We start from the raw sequence: 18,223 nt of genomic DNA, 5'->3' as shown, positions 1-18,223 counted from the left end.
GGGCGTATCCGGTATTAGCCCTAGTTTCCCAGGGTTATTCCGAACCAGAAGGCACGTTCCCACGCGTTACTCACCCGTCCGCCGCTGACCCCGAAAGGCCCGCTCGACTTGCATGTGTTAAGCCTGCCGCCAGCGTTCGCTCTGAGCCAGGATCAAACTCTCACGTTGAAGAGATTGATCTAAGCTGATCACAACTACTTGACAGAGGCTCACAATCATCCCGGCATCACTGCCCGGATGTGTGAGCTTCCGAAGCGTTAGACAGCTCGCTTCTCTCGTTGATCCGGCTCTCGCCGGACCCGCAAGGACAAGCGCCGTCCACGCTTCTCTTTCCCGTATTCACTTGTCAAAGAACGGCGCCTGTTTACACAAGTGCCATTTGAAGATCAACAAAAAACTACTCGGCGCTCGCCGACCGTTGCTTGCAGTCTTCAGTGGAAGTCCGTCCGAGCGGCCCGCCCTGGCCGGGCACCGCGTCGGGAGGCGCCGTATAGGGCGCCAGAAATCGGCTGTCAATCGCCCCTCTTCGTCGACTGCCGGACGCTGACGGGCGCGGTCGTCCGCGTGTGCGGACACCGCTCCCGGATCCGGCAGAGCCCCCGCGCGCAGAGACCCGTCGCCGCGCCAGCCTCTCAGCACACCCCTCCGTGATCCGGACGAGGGGCCTCGCTCCGGATCGCGCGTCAGAGCAGGCCGCACGATGAGTGCTCATGGAAACGATCCGTTTCGATAGTTTCCATTTCTGATTGCGCCTGCTTCGCTCAAGATGGATCCATCGGCGCGACGTCGGGGCCCTGCACGGGCCGCGGGGCGCCAGTGCACCCACGGAAGGACCCCGCCATGGCCGTCGAAGCATCCGGTGCCGCGAGCGAACTCGTTCAGGTCGTCTCCCTCCTGGCGGCCGGCGTCATCGCCGTCCCGCTGTTCAAGCGGCTCGGCCTCGGATCGGTCCTCGGCTATCTCCTGGCAGGACTGGCGATCGGGCCCTTCGGGCTCGGCCTGTTCACGGACGCCCACGCCATCCTCCACGTGGCGGAGCTCGGCGTCGTGATGTTCCTCTTCATCATCGGGCTGGAGATGGAGCCGTCCCGGCTCTGGGGCATGCGCCGCGCGATCTTCGGGCTCGGCCTCGCCCAGGTGGGCGCCTGCATCACCGCCCTCACCCTGGTCGGACTCGCCCTCGGCTTCTCGATCACCGTCGCCTTCGTGGCCGGGACCGGCTTCGTGCTGACCTCGACCGCGATCGTCATGCAGCTCCTGGAGGAGCGCGGCGCGCTCTCGACGCCGAAGGGTCAGCGCATCGTGGCGATCCTGCTGCTGGAGGATCTCGCCATCGTGCCGCTCCTCGCCGCCGTCGCGCTTCTGGCACCGGGCGGGAGCGCCGCGAGCGCGACGGAGCGCGCGGTCACGGTCGCCATCGCCCTGCTCTCGGTCTGCGCGCTCGTCGCCGCGGGGCGCTGGCTGCTCAACCCGCTGTTCCGCCTCCTCGCCGCCGCCAAGGCGCGCGAGGTCATGACGGCCGCGGCCCTCCTCGTCGTGCTCGGCTCGGCCCTCGCGATGCAGCTCGGCGGCCTCTCGATGGCGATGGGTGCCTTCCTGGCCGGCGTCCTGCTCTCAGAGTCGAGCTTCCGCCACCAGCTGGAGGCCGATGTCGAGCCGTTCCGCGGCATCCTGCTCGGCCTGTTCTTCCTCGGGGTCGGGATGTCCCTCGACCTGACGGTGATCGCCGCGAATGCCGGCCTGATCCTGGCGGGCGTCGCCGCCTACATGACCGTGAAGGGTCTGCTCATCTACGGCGTGGCCCGGGTGCTGCGCGCCTCGCACGCCGAGTCGCTGGAACGCGCGGCCCTGATGGCGCAGGGCGGCGAGTTCGCCTTCGTGCTGTACGCGGCCGCCGCGAGCGCGGGCATCATCGACGGCACGACCAACGCCGTCCTGACAGCCACCATCATCCTGTCGATGGCGATCACGCCGCTGATGGTCGTCGCCTTCGATCGTCTCGGTCCCAAGGCCGTCCCGTCCATCGACGGCGTCGAGGCGCCCGAGGACCTCGTGGGCAGCGCCCTGATCGTCGGGTTCGGCCGCTTCGGCCAGATCGCCAGTCAGCCGCTCATCGCGCAGGGCTGCTCGGTCTCGATCATCGACACGAACCCGAGCAACATCCGTCTCGCCGAGGGATTCGGCTTCAAGGTCTATTACGGTGACGGCACCCGCCTCGACATTCTGCACGCGGCCGGCGCCGCGACGGCGCGGGCGATCCTGATCTGCGTCGACGACACCGCGATGGCCAGACGCGTCGCGGAGATCGCCAAGGCGGAGTTCCCCCTGGTGCCCGTGCTGGCGCGCGCCCGGGATCGCGAACACGCGGTCGAGCTGATCCAGGCGGGCGTGGCCTACCAGATCCGCGAGACGGTCGAGTCGGCTCTGCTCCTCGGCGAGCAGGCGCTCCTGACGACCGGAGCCGAACCGGAAGCGGCCAGCGCGATCCTGGCGGAGGTCCGGCGCCGCGATGCGGAGCGTCTCGATCTGCAGGTCGTGGGCGGCATCTACGCGGGTCGGGACCTCATTCACGGCAACAAGCCCGGCTCGGCGCACGCGGCCGGCTAGGCCGGCGACCGGGGCTCGGTGCCGTGCCCGCTGAAGGCTTGCTGGTCTCGGCAGACACCCGGGGCGGGCAACCCTCAGCGCGCGAGCGCGTGCCCGGAGCCTTCGGAGGACGGTGCGCGGGTCGACAGCGACGCGCCAGCCACAGGCGGGAATCCGGCCACGGAGGTATTCCGGGTCGCCGCCGCGGGCGAGCCCGGCGCACAGGTACGAGCGCCGCTCCAGCATCGCGGCGCCGGCCGGTGTGCCTGGGGAGGGCGACACGCCGCCGGCTTCCCCACGGCTTCCCCTCTCAAGGCGCCAGTTGCGTCCCGAGCCCGTTTGGAACAAAATGTGAACCCTGGGTCAGGCGCGGCGACAGCCGGAGCGGTCAGCAACATGTCATCTCCGAGCTCCGGTCGCACGCTGTTCTTCTTCGAGAAGCCCTCGGCGATGCGCCAGTTGCAGCGCTTCTTCCGCTCGCCGAGCACGGTCTGCGTGGCCGCCGAGGGACACCTGCTGTCGGCCGAGGAGCCGGGCAGCATCCGGCCCGAGTGGAAGCCCTGGCGCTTCGACCTCCTCCCGATCGTCCTTCCCACGATCCCGGTCGGCTACGGCACGAACCGGTCCGGGCAGTCGCACGCACCGAAGATCGCCGCGATCCGGCAGGCGCTGAGCGGCGTGGACCGCGTGGTCATCGCCACGGATCCGGGTCGCGAGGGCTCGATGATCGCGTGGGAAGTGCTCGAGCATCTCGGCTGGAACGGCCGGGTCGACCGGCTCAAGCTCGGCGCGCTCGACGAGGTCTCGATCCGACGCGCCTTCGCGGCCCTGGCCAAGGATTCCGACTCGGGTGAGCGCGACTACGCCGCCTATCTCGAGGCGCTCTGCAGGCAGTACGAGGACTATCATCTCGGCCTGAACGGCACGCGGGCGATCTCGCTGCGCCTGCGCCCGCCCGCCTTCCGGGAGCCCTGGCGCTTCGGCGGCGTCCAGACGCCGACCCTCGCCATCCTGGCGGACCTGGAGGAGCGGATCCGGTCCTTCGTGCCGCAGGACTTCTTCAAGGTCGCGCTGCACCTTAGGACCCATGCAGGCGCGGAGATCACCCTCTGGCACGCCCCGAAGGAGCGGATCCTCGATGCGGCGGTCGCTGAGACGATCCGGTCCGCCGCGGCGACGTGGTCGGGCCCTCTGGCGGTCGCGCACAGGGATGTCCGGCGCGCGCCGCCCCGGCTGTTCTCGAAGGACACCCTGGCGCGACGCTGCGCCAAGCGGTTCGGCTGGGACCCGCAGCACACGGCCGGCATCGCTCAGGACCTCTACGATCAGGGGTACCTCAGCTACCCGCGCACGGAGTCGGAGCACCTGCCCGAGGGCCAGGCCGGCGATGCCGCCGCGATCATCGCGGCCGTCACGACCGTCCTGACCGACCTGAGCACAGTCGTTCCGCGCGACGCTGCGCCGCTGATCCGTCGCGGCCTGAAGGGCCACTACGTCGCGGATCCGGGCGAGCACCACGCCATCGTGCCCCTGCGCAAGGCGCCCGAGCGCGGCCGTCTCAGCACCGATCAGTTCCGCTTGTGGGAACTCGTGGCGAAGGCCTATCTCGCCGCGCACCTGCCCGACGGGGTCGACGCGCGCACGAGCGTCACGGCGGATGTCGCGACACCGCTGGGCGTGAGGCGGTTCGCCGTCTCCGGCAGCGTCGTGCGCGTGCCGGGCTGGCGCGCGCTCTACGGCAGCGAGGCCGAGCTCGAAACGGATGCCGTGCCCGGCAAGACCAAGCGCGAGGCGGACGCCACCGCCACCCGCCTGCCGCTCGTGACCGACGGCGAGGGCGCCTCCGCCGCGACGGCGGAGATCACCACCGCGAAGACCGAGCCGCCGCGGCGGATCACCCGAGGCGAATTGCCGGTGGTGATGGGCCGGCTGATCGACCAAGTGGACGATCCGGCCGCCAAGCGCGCCCTGGAGAACCCCGCCAACCCGAACGAGCCGAAGGGTCTGGGCACGGCCGCGACGCGCGACACGATCCTGCCCAAGCTCCTGAAGAGCCGCTACATCGCGCTGTCTACCGGCAAGGATCCGGCCATCGAGGTCACCGAGGTCGGCCTGACCTTCGTCCGCGCGGTGCGCAGCGTGTTCCCGGCCTACGGAGATCCGGTCGGGCGCGCCATGTTCGAGGCGGAGCTCGCCGAGATCGGACGGGCGGCCACGCGCGCCGAGGCGGTCGCGCGCGCGACCGCCTTCCGCCAGCGCACCCGCGCCCGCCTCGACGACCTCATCACCGCGATCGCGCAGGCGCCGACGGTCAGCCTCGATCCGAGCCTGATCCCGGCCGGTCCGGGCGATCAGCGGCCGCCGACGCCGGCCATGGTGGCGTTCGCCGTGAGCCTCTCCGAGCGGAAGGGCGTGACGCTGCCGCGTGGCTGCAGGAGCAGCATCAGCGTCTGCCGCGCGTTCCTCGACACCCATGCCGGGCCGCGTGCCGGGCAGGAGGACGACGCCGGCCGCGCAGACGGCCGGCGGAGCCCGAGCGCGGCGATGGTCGGCTACGCGCGCAGCCTCGCCCAGCAGCGCGGCATCCCGTGCCCGCCGGACGCGGAGACGGACTTCGACGCGTGCCGGCGCTTCCTCGACGCGCACGCCGCGCGGCCAGGGCAGGGAAGGGACGAGGCGAGTTCCGGAGGGGCGAAGGCCAAGCGGCCCGCGGAGCGGGAGAAGCGGCGGGGCCGTGTGGCCCGGACGCCGCGACCGGCAGCGGCACGCCGCCGGGCCTGAACCGCCGCGGCGGGAGTGACCGGATCGCGGCGTTCGTCCGCGACGCCGACTTTGCCCCGTCTCGGTGGCGCCGGCCGCCCGGCCTGGCGCGCGCCTCAGGCGGCCTCGGGGTCCTCGGAGCGCAGCCAGCGCGCGATCGCGGCGACCACGTGGGCCTGCTCGACGGCGGTCAATGCCCGGCCGGCGGGGATCGCGTGCCACTTGGCCAGGCAACCGCGGCAGCAGGTTGCCGTCGCGTGCTGCGCCGTGAAGACGGGATGACCGCGAAAGGGCGTCTGCTTGCCGTCGTTCCTCGGCTCGGCGGACGCGAGGCGTCGCCGCACGAAGTCCCGCGCGTGGTCAAAGACCGTCGGGAGCCCCTTCTCTCGCAGGTAGACCCGATCGGCGATCGCCAGCCGGAAGCGTCGCCGGAACGCGGATTGCTGGAGACGGTCGAACACCTCGTCGAGCGCTCGCATGCGTGCAGATCCCGGTCTACCGATCGCCGGTCGGGCCGGCATGGCTTCGGCCCCGAGCGGTATTCCATGCATCCATCAGACGCCATCGCCGTCGGAACCGCGGGCTGGAGCCTGCCCAAGGCCTACGCACCGCAGTTCCCAGAGGCGGGAAGCCATCTGGAGCGGTACGGACAGCGCTTTTCCGCGGTCGAGATCAACACCGCCTTCTATCGGCCCCATCGGGCGACGACCTACGCGAGATGGGCTGCGGCGGTGCCGGACGGGTTCCGCTTCGCCGTGAAGGTGCCGCGATCGGTCACGCACGAGCGGCGCCTCATCGGCGTGGATGAGCCCCTCGCGCGCTTCCTCGGGGAGGTCACGGGCCTCGGGACAAAACTCGGGCCGCTGCTGCTCCAGCTCCCACCGAGTCTGGCCTTCGACAGCCCGTCCGCGGCGACCTTCCTATCGGGATTCCGGCGGCGCTTCCCGGGCGACATCGTCTGCGAGCCGCGCCACGCCACGTGGTTCACAGAAGATGTCGACCACCTGCTCGTCGGCCTCGCGATCGCTCGTGTCGCGGCCGACCCCGCGCCGGTCCGGAACGCCGGCATGCCCGGTGGCTGGCCGGACCTCGTCTACTATCGGCTCCACGGCTCGCCGCGCATGTACTACTCGGCGTACGAACCGCGCGTCCTGTCCCGGATGGCCGAGCGCCTCGGAGCGCACAAGGCCCTCGGCCGACGCGCGTGGTGCATCTTCGACAACACCGCGGAGTTCGCCGCGATCGGTGATGCCCTCGACATGCTCGCGCGCGTCGAGACCCGACAGGGATCCGATTCATGAAACAACAGACATTGATCTCACAATTCTAGGGAGGACTTTCCCCCGCCGGCACAGCCGGTCTTGTCGGGAGAGGCGGCCCCGACAACGGACGCCGTCGTTCCTGAGCCAAGGTCAGACCCCGCACTGAACCGAGCCGTGGCGATCCGAACGCGCGATGTGGAACCGCCCGGAGCGTGTGTGCCGAGGAGCCCATTCAGGCCGATCGACCGACGTAAGCGGAGACATCGGGCTCCTCGGAGCGCCCATCGAACAGCTTCGCGGTGACGCGGCGAACGGCGGGCCTGCTCGCGACGTTCAGGGCCGCGTGAAGGAGACGGATGCCGATCCGCGTGCGCGGGTTCATGAGCTTCGGCGCGAGCTTCGGGACACCCTGCGCCCTCTCGACATACGGGCGCATGACCCGCTCGTAAGCCGCGAAGCCCGCCGCGACCGTGTCGGCGCGCGCCAGCTCACCGGCCAGCACGCAGGCGCCGGTGACGGCCAGCGTCGTGCCGATGCCCGCGAGGGGCGTCGCGCACCAGGCCGCGTCGCCTGTGAGCACGACGCGTCCGGACGACCAGCGCTTCATCCTCACCTGGCGCAGGACGTCGAGGTAGAAATCGTCCGTCGCGTCCAGGCCCGCCACGACGCGCCCGGCCTGCCACCCGGCACCGGCGAACCGCGCCCGCAGGAACGCCTTCTGGCGAGCGATATCCCAGTCCTGCTCGCCGCCGGGCGGCTGACGGAGCGTCAGCATCGCGCGCGTCGTGCCGTGCCGGTCCGGCCGCAGCGAGATGCTGCGGCCGCCCGTGGCGTTGAACCAGCGCCACATCCGGTCGTCGTCGGGGATTCGGGGAATCGTGAAGTAGGCGATGAACAGATCCATCCAGCGCGGCGCGTTCTCTCCGGGAAAGACGAGCTCGCGGGTCGATGAGCCGACGCCCTCCGCCACGACCACCGCGTCGTAGCGTTCCGTCTCGCCGCCCGCGAAGGTGACGGCGACCGCGTCCCCGTCCTCCGCGAGGCGGGCCACACGGTCGCCGAAGCGGTAGCGGGCCCGCTCCCGGGCCGGCTCGTAGAGAAGGCGCGCAAAGTCGCCGCGCAGGATCTCCATCTCGGCGGTCGGGCCATCACCCTCGGCCCCGGCGACGTCGAACCGCGCGGCGACCCGTCCCCGGCCGTCGATCCAGGCCGTCCCCTCCTCGCCGGTGCCGCTGGCGAGGGCGGCCCGTTCCAGACCCATCCGGCGCAGCACCGTGCGACCGACGCCGCGCACATCGACGTTCTGCCCGCCGTCCCGGAAGGCGGGCGCGCGCTCGACGACGGTCACGTCGAAGCCGCTGCGGCCGAGCCACCAGGCCACCGTATTGCCGGCGATGCTGGCGCCGGTGATCAGGATGCGACGCGCCATACGGAAACCACTCCCGGGGACCCAACAGCGCCCGGCGCAGCGGGTTGCCGGCGACGAGCGCGGCTGTTCGCGGCGGGACGCTCCCGTCTCGGCGGTGCCGGCGGTGGGATCGCCACCCGGCCGTGCAGCGCCGCGGAGGCGCACCCGCTCCGACCCGCGGCGGCGCCGATCCCCTCGACAGGTCTCGCCGCGTGCCCAACATGAGCGCGACGATCGTGCCGATCGTCCCGCGCGGGACGCGCGCGGAACTCGGTCTGGTCTGCTCAAGGCTGACGTGAGACCGGCGCAGGCAGGGATTTCAGGGCATGACAGGGGGACACGCAAGGTCCATCGGTGATCCGGGTACTGGCGCGCGGTCGGGTGACGCCGGTGCGGAGACGCGCGGATCCGCTGCTCCGGCCCGCCACGCCGTCGCGCGGGCCGATGGCGGCCTCCCCGGTGATGGCCGCGCGCCCTGCGCGAGCCGGAGATACCGGACCCGGCGAACACGGCGCATCGGCGCGCTCTGCGCCCTGATGATCGCGGCGCCGACGGCGACGCGCGCCGAACCGGTGCCGGCGCTTCTCCGGGACTGGACCACGGCCAACGGCCTCTGCCGCGGCGGCTCCGGCGACGATCCGCGCACGCAGGCGGCCTGCGAACAGCGCGACGGCCTCGATCGCCGGCTCGCCGCCGCGGGCTGGTGCTACGGACGCCCGGCCGACACCGGCGCCCAGAGAACCTGGCAGCCCTGCGGCGACGGCACGCGACAGCCCGCACAGGCCGGGACGGAGACCCCGCAGGGCGCGGCGCGGCGCGCCCTGCTCGATGTCGCCCGCGGCCCCGCGGAGACCGGACGGGGACAGCCGGTGCAGTTCGTCGTGCACGCCCTGAACCGGGTCGGCCCCTGGGCCTTCCTCTTCGCGCGGATGCAGCGGCCCGACGGCCGACCCCTCCCTCGCGCCGCGGACGATCTGGACTCGAACGACTACGCCGCGCTGCTGCGCCAGGACGGAAACGGCTGGCGGGTCGTCGACTTCGCCGTGGGACCGACCGACGTCGCGTGGGAAGGCTGGGACCGGCGCTACGGGGCACCGGCCTCCGTCTTCGCGGTCCGCTGAGGTTCGTCCCCGCCGCATGAACGGAGAGACGCCCACGCGCCGACGCCTTCGGCTCTTCGCGGTCCGGCCGATCCGGGCCGCTGTCCCAACGCCGGTGTCGGCTCCCGCCAGGACCCGGGAGGCCCGGGCATGATGGCCGCGCGGCGCTGGCTAAGCGCGACGGGGCTCGCGCTGCTTCCGACGACTTCCCAGGCCGCCCTGCCGCCGTCCTGGCAACGCGTGCGTGAAGTCCAGGCCGTCACGGAGGCGGCCGCGCGGGTGCTGGGATCGCGTCCGATCGATGCAGTCGAGCGCGTCGACGGGGAGCGCTACCGCGTCCGGGCGGGTGACTGCCGGGTCACGGTCCGCGTCGTCGTCCGCCCCCGAGCACAGCCGGGACCGCAGGCCTTCGACGCGATACCGGACGCTCCGGACTGCCCCTAGGACCGCCACGGGCTTCATCCCTGCGCCGCGGCGTCGAGCGCCGGAGAGGCCTCGGAGAGGTCGCGGCCGCGCACCCGCGGCGCGGCGCTCGCCCATCAGACAGGCCGGCCCGGCGAGCCGGCGTGCATCGCGCCGATCACGGCGAGCAGACCGAGCAGAACCATGAGCACGGAGTAGTACTGCATCGGGATCCAGAACAGGGTGTGGCGCGGGCGCAGGATCACCGTCTGCCCCGTGCGCGGGTCGAGCAGTTCGCGGCCCGGCAGGCCGTTCAGCCGGGTGCCGAGCCACCAGTTGAAGCCGGCCGCCACCACCCACACCAGGATGACGCCCGTGGGCGTCGGGACGCCCAGGCGGGCGAGCGCCGGATCGAGCAGCACGCTGCCGATCAGGCCCGCCGCCGCGATCAGCGCCGTCAGCATTCCCCAGCCGGACCAGATGATCATTCCCGGACATCCCCTGTCTTGGCGAACGGTCCCGCCTCGCGGGACGCGGTTCCTCCGGCAGGCGCCGGCACGATGTTGCGATGGGCGGCCCAGTCGCGTTTTCGCCGGGTCGCGGGATTGTCCGACGCCGAGACTGGTATCGACCGGCATCCCGCGCGGGCCGTCAGTCGCCCTCCCGGCCGCGATAGCCGCGGTGCAGATCGGCGGTCATCAGGATCCGGGCGCGGGTCGGATCGACGGCGAGGCTCATGCGATCGGCGGATCATCTCACGTCAGGCATCGTCGCGGGCGACACCTCGCACGGCCCGGTCCCGCCGGCAAGCTGACCCCTGACCGAGGGGCGGGATCACCGGAACGGCTGCACGGCCGTCTAGACGTTCATCGACGACCCTCTCGTCGCCGCTGACCAGATCCGTCGACGACCGGAGCGTCGGCGGCCCTGCCTCGCAATGCGCGAATACCGGCGATCTACCTGGAGCCGGACAATCCGAAAAGGATCGCCGCGCCCGCGACAAGGAGCGGCGCCCAGAAATGGACCAGGCCGCCGCCGCTCCAGACCGAGAAGGTCTCCCGGCACCCCGTCGTGTTCATCGCACATCCCAGGGGGACGAAGTACATGAACCACACGAAGGTCGCGATGACGAGAAGTGTCCCGAAAATCAGCGCGGCGCCCCGCATCGACAACATCCTCATGCGCGCCTGGTCCGGGCGCGCTCCGCTACGGCCCGGGGCCACGATCGGATCCCACCCTGCCAGGACCGACGTCTCCTGTCGCTCCATGACGGGCGCGTCCGCGAGGTTCGCGTGAGAGCCGCGACAGGGACCTCGCGGGATCCGCGCCGGCGCGCACCGCGAGGCGGGGGTCCGCGCCCGTGACCGGCCGCGGCCGGAAGAGAGGCGCGCCGCGGATCCGGCCCGTCCGCCACCGGTGAGATGGCGCGGAAGCCGACGCCGGTGTGCAAGGGCCGAGCCCGGAGCGCCCGCGGCGGCCGTCCGGGTCTGGCGCTACCGCGGACCGCCGCCGCGCCGCCGCGCGATCTCGTGTCCCGCGCTGTCGAGGGCGCCCGACGGCGCGAGGCCGTCGTTCGGTACGGCCTGCATGCCATCGTGCGCGGTGCGCGAGGTCGGTCGCGCGAGACCGTGATCGCCGGCGGCCTGCTTCATCGCCAGCGCCCTGCGGGAGCTCGTGACCAGGCGACCGCGCGCCCGGGCGTTCCGCCTGCGCTCGCTCTCCTTGCTGGCGCGCTTCACCGCGGCTGCCAGCACCGCGGCCTTCCGGCGGGTCCCGGTATTGTCGGTCGCGGCGCGCGCGCCGGACGGGGCGGCCTTGCCGCGCAGCTCGCGGCGCTGCCGGCGGGAGATATCCCGCGCACGGTCGCGGCTTGCCCGAAGACGCGCGACCAGCTCCGCCAAGCCGCCGTCATCGGCCTCACCGAGCCAGGGGTGATGCGAGCGCGCGACGAGATCGGCCTCGTCCACGCTCAGGAGACGGGCTTCGTGACGGCTCGATCGGGACATGGGCAATCCTGTGCTGAATGAGGGGTGGCGACAGCGGACGGGCGGATGGCGGGCGGCGATCAGTCGGGGCCGCCCAGGGTCGGTGTCCGGCGCAGCGCCGTCTCGCGCAGGGACCGGTCGGCGTAGGTGCCCTGCACCGCCGCGCGACCGCCGTGGTCGAACAGGTCGAGCATCAGGGCGCTGTGGATGAAGCCGAGATGGCTGAAGGCCTGGGGGAAGTTCCCCAGGAAAGCGCCGTCCGGCGCGACCTCCTCGGCGTAGAGGCCGACGTCGTTCTGGAGGGCGCGCAGGGCGTTGAAGCGCAGCCGCGCCTCCGCGTCCCGGCCGAGCCAGAGCAGCGCGTCGACCAGCCAGAAGGCGCAGAGCAGGAAGGTGCCCTCGTGGCCGGGCAGGCCGTCATCGTTCCGGTAGCGGTAGACGAGGTGGCCGTGCCCGAGGCGCTCGATGACGACGTCCACGGTCCGGGCGAAGGCGGCCTCGTCGACCGGGAAGCCGACCAGGGGCGCCATCAGCAGGGCGGCGTCGACGTCGTCACCGCCGAGATATTGCGGGTAGTAGCCGTCCCGGTGGATCCCCGGGCCGTTCACGCAGGCGACGATGCGATCGCGCTCCCGGCACCACGTCTCGCGCGGGCCGAACAGGCGGATCGCCCGGTCCAGGGCGACCCAGTTCATGATCGCCGCGTGGAGGTAGCGCTGCTCGGGCTTGCGCGGCTCCCAGAGACCGGCGTCGGGCCGGTGCCAGTGCGCGGCGGAGATGTCGGCCAGCCGGGCGCCGTGCCCGAGCATCGCCTCCGGGAGCGTGCCGCCCAGGCGTGTGTAGAGGTAGAGCAGGTCGAGCACCTGCCCGTACGCGTCGGCCTGATGCTGCTCGGCGGCCTCGTTGCCGGCCCGCACCGGCGCGCTGCCCCGCCAGCCCTCGAAATGCGCGATCGTGGTCTCGGCGAGGTCGGCCTCGCCCGAGACGCTGTAGAGCGGCCGCAGCCGCCCCTCCGCCCGCGCGCAGAGGTCGGACACGAACCCGAAGAAGGCCTCGGCCTCGCGCAGCATGCCGAACTTCTTCAGGACGTAGAAGGACAGGCACGCGTCGCGGATCCAGCAGAACCGGTAATCCCAGTTGCGGATCCCCCCGATCTCCTCGGGGAGGGAGGTCGTGGCCGCCGCGACCATCGCGCCGGTGGGCGCGTATGTCAGCGCCTTGAGCACGAGCGCCGACCGGATCACCTCATCGGCGAGCGGTCCCGTGTAGGCGGCGTCCTGCGTCCACAGCACCCAAGCCTTGCGCGTCCGCTCCATCAGGGCGCGCGCGTCCGGCGGGGCGTCCGGCAGGGCATCGCCGTAGAGGCTGAAGCTCCGCGCCTGCCCGCCCTCGAGGACGAACCGCGCGGCGGCCCCGGCGCCGTCCCGCACGAGTTCGACATCCGCGACGAGGCCCGGGCATCCCGGTGCCGTCACCCGGCCGCCCGCGATCTCCGGCGGCGCGAAGGACTCGGCGAAGCCCGCCAGCGGCCGGTAGGCGACCACCATCGGGACACGGCCCGACACGCCGCTGACGAGCCGGACCAGGAGCGGCCGGTGCGGGCCGCCCTCCGGCCCGACCATGAAGTCGTGCAGGGTCACGAAGCCGTCCGGGGTGGTGAAGGTGGTCTCCAAGATGTTGCTGCGGCTCAGGTACTGCCGCGCCGTCTCGTACCGCCCCTCGGGGCGGATGGAGAAATGGCCGCCGCGCCGGCGGTCGAGCAGCCGGGAGAAGGCCGGGTCGGCGTCGAAGCGCTCCAGGCAGGCCCAGTCGATCGATCCGTCGCGGGCGACGAGCGCGCACCCCTCGCAGTTGCTCAGGAGGGCGTAGGCTTCGATCGGCTGATAGGGGCGCTCGCCCGCGTCGGTCATGAAGTCTCCTGGGTGTTGCGCTTCGACGCGCCGGCTGAGGTCGGGCGAGGGCGGGCGAGAACCGCGGTCCGGCCTGGTCAGGCGCAGAGCCGGAAGGCCGGCTCCAGCAGCCCCCGCGCGCCCACGTCGATCAGGATCGTCCGGCCATGCTCCGGATCCTCGGCGCGGTCCGCCACGTCCATGCCCTCGTAGGCGGACGTGACCAGCAGGCGGTCGAGATCGCGTCCCGCGAAGGTCGGACAGGTCGGCTGCCGCATCGGCACCGACACGGTGCGGACCCGCTCGCCCGCGGGGCTGTAGGCGTCGAGGCAGCCGGCGCCGAAGCGCGCCGTCCAGATCAGGCCCTCGGCATCCACGGCGGCGCCGTCGATCGCGCCCTCGCCACCGCGGTGGTCGAAATGGATCTCGACAGGTCCCCGCGGCAGCCCGGTCCTCGGATCGAGCGGGACGCGGTGAAGCACGCCGACGTCGGTATCGACGAAGTAGCCGGTGGCGCCGTCCGGCGAGAAGCTGATGCCGTTGGGGATCGTCAGGCCGCCGAAGAGGCGGTGCACCTTCGTGCCGGCCACGTGATAGATCGAGCCGCGCCCCTTGGTGGCGTCGCGGTCCATCGTGCCGATCCACAGCGCGCCGCTCGGATGGACGCGGCCGTCATTGGACCGGTTGTCGTGCAGATCCTCCTCGAGGGGGCAGAGCATCCGGATATCCCCGTCCCGGATCGACCGGACGTAGAGACCGTCCTCCGCCGAGAGCAACTGGTGGGCGCCGTCGATCGCCGCGATGTCGCTGACCTGGACGGGCAGGACGTGGACGAGCGCCTTCTGGGCGCTCGCGATCGGCTTCTCGAACAGGCGCGCTTCCAGGATATCGACCCACCACGCCGTTCCGGTGCGCGGATCGTAGCTCGGTCCTTCACCGAGGTGGCAGCGCACCTGGCTGAGAATTCGGATGTCGTGCGGAGGACGCAAATGCTCGTTCCCGTTCGTGTCGGTCGATGTTCGAGGCGGACCTGTCGCGACGGCGTCAGCACTTGTCGCAGACGCTGCCGAGGACCGCGTCGAGGTCCTTCTGCCGTCGCGTCCGCTCGCGCGGATCGTGCAGCGGCGCGGCCCCCGCGCCGGGCGGCACCGTCTGCCCCACCGACGAGCGGTACGGCGCGTTGATCGTGGTCTCAGGGCCGCCGCCGGTCCCCGTGAACGCGGCTGCCAGCGCCGCATGGATGCAGATGAACGGCGCGATCAGGCCGATGATCGCTCCACGGGTCATCGCTTGTCCGACAGTCATGGCGAGCCTCCCGATTCAATCTCCGATCCGATCTGCCTGCGCGGTGATGCGCGCCTCGTCCGCGGGGCGAGAGCCGTCGACCGACGGGAGATCCACGATCGACCACACGGCCATCGGCGCACGGTTATTCCCCGCCGGCCCGCGACCGGCGCACCGCGCCGACCAAGAGCAGAGACGCCCTCTCCATGTAATCGTCGTTTAATCCGCAGTCTCGGCAAAATCACCAACCGTGACTTCACGCATCATTTCGTGCCGCGATGGCAAAGTAGATGGTGACATGCAATCGCGGAGTGCCCTCACGCACGCATCGGCGCGGATTAAACGCGGCGCGCAGTTCAGCGATGGATGTCGGGAAGGATCATCCGTCACTCAGACAGATGCGCGCGGTCCCCGTCACGCCCTGCCGGCCAGCTCTTCGGGCGGGCACACGAGCCCGGCGCCCACGGCGATCCAGACGAGGTGTGCATCGGTTCGGGCACCGAGCTTGGCGCGGATCCCGGACAGGTTGTTGTGCACCGTCTTCAGGCTCAAGCAGAGGGCCTCGGCCACGGCCTGCGCCGTCATCCCCCCCGCGGTCAGGCTCAGGATCTCGACTTCCCGCGGGCTCAGCGCGTCGACGGCCGAGCGCCCGCCCGCCACCTCGTCCTGGGCGATGGCGTGGGCGATGTCGGCGCTCATCGCCCGCTCGCCGCGCAGCACGGCCGCCACCGCCGCCAGCAACGCGCGCGGCGGGCTCGCCTTGGTGACGTAGCCGCACGCCCCCGCGGCGAAGGCTCGGCGCGCGACGACGGCTCCGGTGCGCATGCTGAAGACCAGGATGCGGGCCGCCCCGTCCCACTGGCGGATGTGCCGGATGGCCTCGATGCCGCTCGGCCCCGGGAGCGACAGGTCGAGGATCACGAGATCCGGCCCGTGCGCCTTGTACTGGCGGTAGGCCTCCGCCGCGCTCGCCGCCTCCGCCGTCACGACGAGTCCCGGCTGTCGCTCGATCAGGCGGCGATAGCCCTCGCGCACCACGGGATGGTCGTCGACGAGCAGGATGGACGTGGGCATGAGACGCCTCAGACCGCGGTCGGGACGGTCGCGCAGGCGCGAATCCCGCTGCCGGTGCCGGTCAGCGTGAAGCTGCCGCCGAGGGCGGCGAGCCGCGCGCGGATGCCGACGAGGCCGCGGCCGGTGCCGGAGGCCGTGCGCGAGACATCGCCCTTGCCGTCGTCGTCCAGCGTGAGCGTCACCGTCCGCGTTCCGGTCTCCGTCCGGACGACCCGCAGGAAGATCCCGCTCGGACGCCCGTGGCGGAGGGCGTTGGTCAGGAGTTCCTGCGCGATGCGGTAGAGGCTCGCCGACACGGTCACGGGCATGCCGGCGAGGTCGCCGGCCACGTCGAGATGGAGGGCCGGGCCGGACCTGAGTTGCGCCCGCCAATCCGCCACGAGGCCCCGCAGCGCGTCCTCCAGCCCGGTCTCGGCGAGGTCGGGCAGTTCGAGGCGCGCCAGCGCCCCGCGCAGGCTCTCCCGCATGGTGGCGAGGACGGCCTCGATGCCGCGCGCGTCCGCGCGCAGATCCTCGCGGTCGTCGGGCGCGGCGAGTTCGATCGCGGCCGCCCGGGCGCCCGCGGCGGCGAGGCACTGGCCGAAGGCGTCGTGCAGGTCCCGCGCGAGCGCTTGCCGCTCCTCTTCCTGCACCGTGACGAGCCGCTGCATCAGCTCCGCGCGCGCGGCCTCCGCGCCGGCGAGCCGGTCGGCGAGGTCATCGCAGGCGCGTGCGATCCGGTCGAACTCAGCGGCGGCGAAGCGCGGCAGCGGCGACCGGGTCGTGGCCGCGTCGAGCCTCGCCAGCCCGCGCACGATCTGCCCGGCGGGCGCGACGAGGCGCGTGACCGCGAGCCAGTTGAGGAGCAGTGTCGCCGCCGTCAGAGCGAGCGCGAGCTCGCCCGCGAGACGCACCCGCTGCCAGACGCGGGCCGCCGCGGCGGTCGGATCGGGCCAGGCGGTGACGCTGCCGATCGTGCGCTCGCGGAAGACGATCGCGCGGATCGTCGGCGCGGCCGCGGCGTCCCCCGCGACCGCCTCCCGGAACCACGCGGGGGCGGCGTCGAGGCCATCCCAGTCGCCGCAGACGCGCCGGGGCAACTCGACGCCGAGCTGGATGTCGGCGCAGATCCCCGGGAGGATGGTGAGGAGGGCCGGTGCGGGCTGCGGCGGCGCGGCGGGCATCGCGACCGGACCGGCGCTGCCGAGCCCCGGCTGACGCGCGAGCTGCGCGGCGATCCGCTCCGCCGAGGTCGCGGCCTCCCGCTGCAGGCTCGCCTGGGCCGCGAAGCCGGTCCAGGCGACCGCTCCGGCCAGGCACAGGAGGGCGACCACGAGGAGGCGTAGGCCGAGATGCGCGGGCAGGCTCATGGGGGCGAAACGGCCGGGCTCGAAGCGACGCGGCGATTTGGCACCGGGAACGTCCCGGCGCGCAAGCCGCGCCGAGCCAGCGCGGGAAGAATGCCCGGTCGCGGGCGGGAGGACGTCCCTGGCCCGCGCCCCACGCGCCCCGCAGGATGGCGGCGTCCCGTCTCCCGCGGAGCCCGCCATGGCCTCTCACCTGTCCCGCCGCAGCCTGCTCGCCGCCGCCGCCCTGCTGCCGCTCGGCCTGCACCGCCCCGGCGCGGCCGCGACCGGAACCCCGCCCTACCGGGTCGGCGCCTTCACCGTGACGCCCCTGCGCGACGGGCTGTTCCCGCTGGAGCCGCGCATGATGCCCGCGGCCGAGAGCCCGGCCGGACGGGCTCTGTTGACGGGGGCCGGTCTTTCCGGGGACGGCCCGTCGCCGGAGCCGGTCAACGCCTTCCTGATCCGGCGCGGCGCGCGCCACTGGCTGCTCGACGCGGGCTGCGGAACGGTCTTCGGACCGGACTTCAACCGGGTGACCGCCGCGCTGGCGGCGGAGGGCGTGCGGCCCGACCAGGTCGAGACCATCTGGCTGAGCCATCTCCACGCCGACCACGCGGGCGGTCTCCTGACGCCGGGCCGCCTGGCGCGGTTCGCGAACGCCGAGCTCGTGGTGCAGGAGCGCGAGGTCGCCTACTGGTCGGATGCGGGAGCGCGGGCCGCCGCGCCCGACGCCCTGTGGCCGATGTTCGAGACGGCGCAGGCCGTGCTCGCCGCCTACCCCGATCGGATCCGCCGCCTCTCGGGCGAGGCCGAGCTCGCCCCCGGCATCCGCGCGATGCCGCTCCCCGGCCATACGCCGGGTCACATGGGCGTGCTGATCGCGGACGGCGCGGACCGGTTGCTAATCTGGGGCGACGTCATCCACTCGCGGCTCCTGCAGATGCCGCACCCGGACTGGACCGTCATCTGGGACACGGATCCGGCGGAGGCGATCGCGACCCGCCGGCGCATCCTCGACCGCGCGGCGGCGGAGGGCCTGAGCGTGACCGGGATGCACCTCGCCGCCCGCGGACGGATCGAGCGGGACGGGGCGGGCTACGCGCTGATCTAGAGGATCCGGTTCGTGCCGCCGGGTCCGGCTGAGC

Annotated in this window: 16 protein-coding genes and 1 rRNA gene; 6 read left to right on the top strand and 11 right to left on the bottom strand. The window is 72.4% G+C overall.

Going from position 1 to position 18,223, the window contains the following annotated elements; genetic code table 11:
* Positions 1-168 (bottom strand): 16S ribosomal RNA (locus ACQKQD_RS26860); the annotation flags it as partial.
* Between the two features lie 672 nt (positions 169-840).
* Here ACQKQD_RS26860 and ACQKQD_RS26855 point away from each other — a divergent pair.
* Positions 841-2,607 carry a monovalent cation:proton antiporter-2 (CPA2) family protein gene (locus ACQKQD_RS26855; RefSeq protein ID WP_427510063.1) on the top strand — a complete coding sequence of 589 codons (1,767 nt, stop codon included), beginning with the start codon at positions 841-843 and terminating at the stop codon, positions 2,605-2,607.
* Between the two features lie 375 nt (positions 2,608-2,982).
* The gene (locus tag ACQKQD_RS26850) at positions 2,983-5,367 is read left to right on the top strand and encodes a type IA DNA topoisomerase (RefSeq protein ID WP_427510062.1); all 2,385 of its coding nucleotides are present in this window, start codon (positions 2,983-2,985) and stop codon (positions 5,365-5,367) included.
* A 95-nt stretch (positions 5,368-5,462) separates the two neighbouring features.
* Here the strand turns inward: ACQKQD_RS26850 and ACQKQD_RS26845 are convergent, their stop codons facing one another.
* A complete protein-coding gene (locus tag ACQKQD_RS26845; RefSeq protein ID WP_427510061.1) occupies positions 5,463-5,825 on the bottom strand; it encodes a DUF4186 domain-containing protein in 363 nt (120 codons plus the stop codon).
* Positions 5,826-5,891: 66 nt separating this feature from the next.
* On the opposite strand from ACQKQD_RS26845, the gene ACQKQD_RS26840 reads away from it, so the two are divergent.
* On the top strand, positions 5,892-6,647 hold the full coding sequence (locus ACQKQD_RS26840) for a DUF72 domain-containing protein (RefSeq protein WP_427510060.1): 756 nt from the start codon (positions 5,892-5,894) through the stop codon (positions 6,645-6,647).
* A gap of 193 nt (positions 6,648-6,840) precedes the next feature.
* On the opposite strand, the gene ACQKQD_RS26835 is transcribed toward ACQKQD_RS26840, so the two are convergent.
* The gene (locus ACQKQD_RS26835) at positions 6,841-8,037 is read right to left on the bottom strand and encodes an FAD-dependent monooxygenase (RefSeq protein ID WP_427510059.1); all 1,197 of its coding nucleotides are present in this window, start codon (positions 8,035-8,037) and stop codon (positions 6,841-6,843) included.
* A gap of 551 nt (positions 8,038-8,588) precedes the next feature.
* Here ACQKQD_RS26835 and ACQKQD_RS26830 point away from each other — a divergent pair.
* Together ACQKQD_RS26830 and ACQKQD_RS26825 are read left to right on the top strand one after the other, a co-directional pair.
* The gene (locus ACQKQD_RS26830; RefSeq protein WP_427510058.1) at positions 8,589-9,137 is read left to right on the top strand and encodes a hypothetical protein; all 549 of its coding nucleotides are present in this window, start codon (positions 8,589-8,591) and stop codon (positions 9,135-9,137) included.
* 129 nt (positions 9,138-9,266) lie between these two features.
* Positions 9,267-9,560 carry a hypothetical protein gene (locus ACQKQD_RS26825; RefSeq protein ID WP_427510057.1) on the top strand — a complete coding sequence of 98 codons (294 nt, stop codon included), beginning with the start codon at positions 9,267-9,269 and terminating at the stop codon, positions 9,558-9,560.
* A gap of 95 nt (positions 9,561-9,655) precedes the next feature.
* Here ACQKQD_RS26825 and ACQKQD_RS26820 read toward each other — a convergent pair whose 3' ends face one another.
* The 8 genes from ACQKQD_RS26820 to ACQKQD_RS26785 form a co-directional block, all read right to left on the bottom strand.
* Positions 9,656-10,006 (bottom strand): hypothetical protein, encoded by a 351-nt coding sequence (locus ACQKQD_RS26820; RefSeq protein WP_427510056.1) that lies wholly within the window; start codon positions 10,004-10,006, stop codon positions 9,656-9,658.
* Positions 10,007-10,474: 468 nt separating this feature from the next.
* Positions 10,475-10,699 carry a hypothetical protein gene (locus tag ACQKQD_RS26815; RefSeq protein ID WP_234083189.1) on the bottom strand — a complete coding sequence of 75 codons (225 nt, stop codon included), beginning with the start codon at positions 10,697-10,699 and terminating at the stop codon, positions 10,475-10,477.
* A gap of 312 nt (positions 10,700-11,011) precedes the next feature.
* Positions 11,012-11,524 (bottom strand): hypothetical protein, encoded by a 513-nt coding sequence (locus tag ACQKQD_RS26810; protein WP_132368776.1) that lies wholly within the window; start codon positions 11,522-11,524, stop codon positions 11,012-11,014.
* A gap of 59 nt (positions 11,525-11,583) precedes the next feature.
* Positions 11,584-13,413 (bottom strand): glycoside hydrolase family 15 protein, encoded by a 1,830-nt coding sequence (locus ACQKQD_RS26805; RefSeq protein WP_427510055.1) that lies wholly within the window; start codon positions 13,411-13,413, stop codon positions 11,584-11,586.
* Positions 13,414-13,490: 77 nt separating this feature from the next.
* Positions 13,491-14,381: an SMP-30/gluconolactonase/LRE family protein gene (locus ACQKQD_RS26800; protein ID WP_056531092.1), complete on the bottom strand. Its 891-nt coding sequence runs from the start codon at positions 14,379-14,381 to the stop codon at positions 13,491-13,493.
* Positions 14,382-14,436: 55 nt separating this feature from the next.
* Complete coding sequence (locus ACQKQD_RS26795; protein WP_026605127.1) at positions 14,437-14,697, bottom strand: hypothetical protein; 261 nt, start codon at positions 14,695-14,697, stop codon at positions 14,437-14,439.
* 393 nt (positions 14,698-15,090) lie between these two features.
* On the bottom strand, positions 15,091-15,750 hold the full coding sequence (locus tag ACQKQD_RS26790) for a response regulator transcription factor (protein ID WP_020094410.1): 660 nt from the start codon (positions 15,748-15,750) through the stop codon (positions 15,091-15,093).
* An 8-nt stretch (positions 15,751-15,758) separates the two neighbouring features.
* On the bottom strand, positions 15,759-17,099 hold the full coding sequence (locus ACQKQD_RS26785) for a sensor histidine kinase (protein WP_427510054.1): 1,341 nt from the start codon (positions 17,097-17,099) through the stop codon (positions 15,759-15,761).
* Positions 17,100-17,277: 178 nt separating this feature from the next.
* Here ACQKQD_RS26785 and ACQKQD_RS26780 point away from each other — a divergent pair, with 178 nt between their 5' ends.
* Complete coding sequence (locus tag ACQKQD_RS26780) at positions 17,278-18,189, top strand: MBL fold metallo-hydrolase (RefSeq protein WP_427510053.1); 912 nt, start codon at positions 17,278-17,280, stop codon at positions 18,187-18,189.
* The last annotated feature ends 34 nt before the right edge of the window (positions 18,190-18,223 follow it).

It is taken from the genome of Methylobacterium sp. NPDC080182 (assembly GCF_050281105.1).
In the GTDB taxonomy this organism is placed as follows: domain Bacteria; phylum Pseudomonadota; class Alphaproteobacteria; order Rhizobiales; family Beijerinckiaceae; genus Methylobacterium.
The sequence above is the reverse complement of the archived record's forward strand: the minus strand, read 5'-3'. Positions and strand labels throughout refer to the sequence as shown.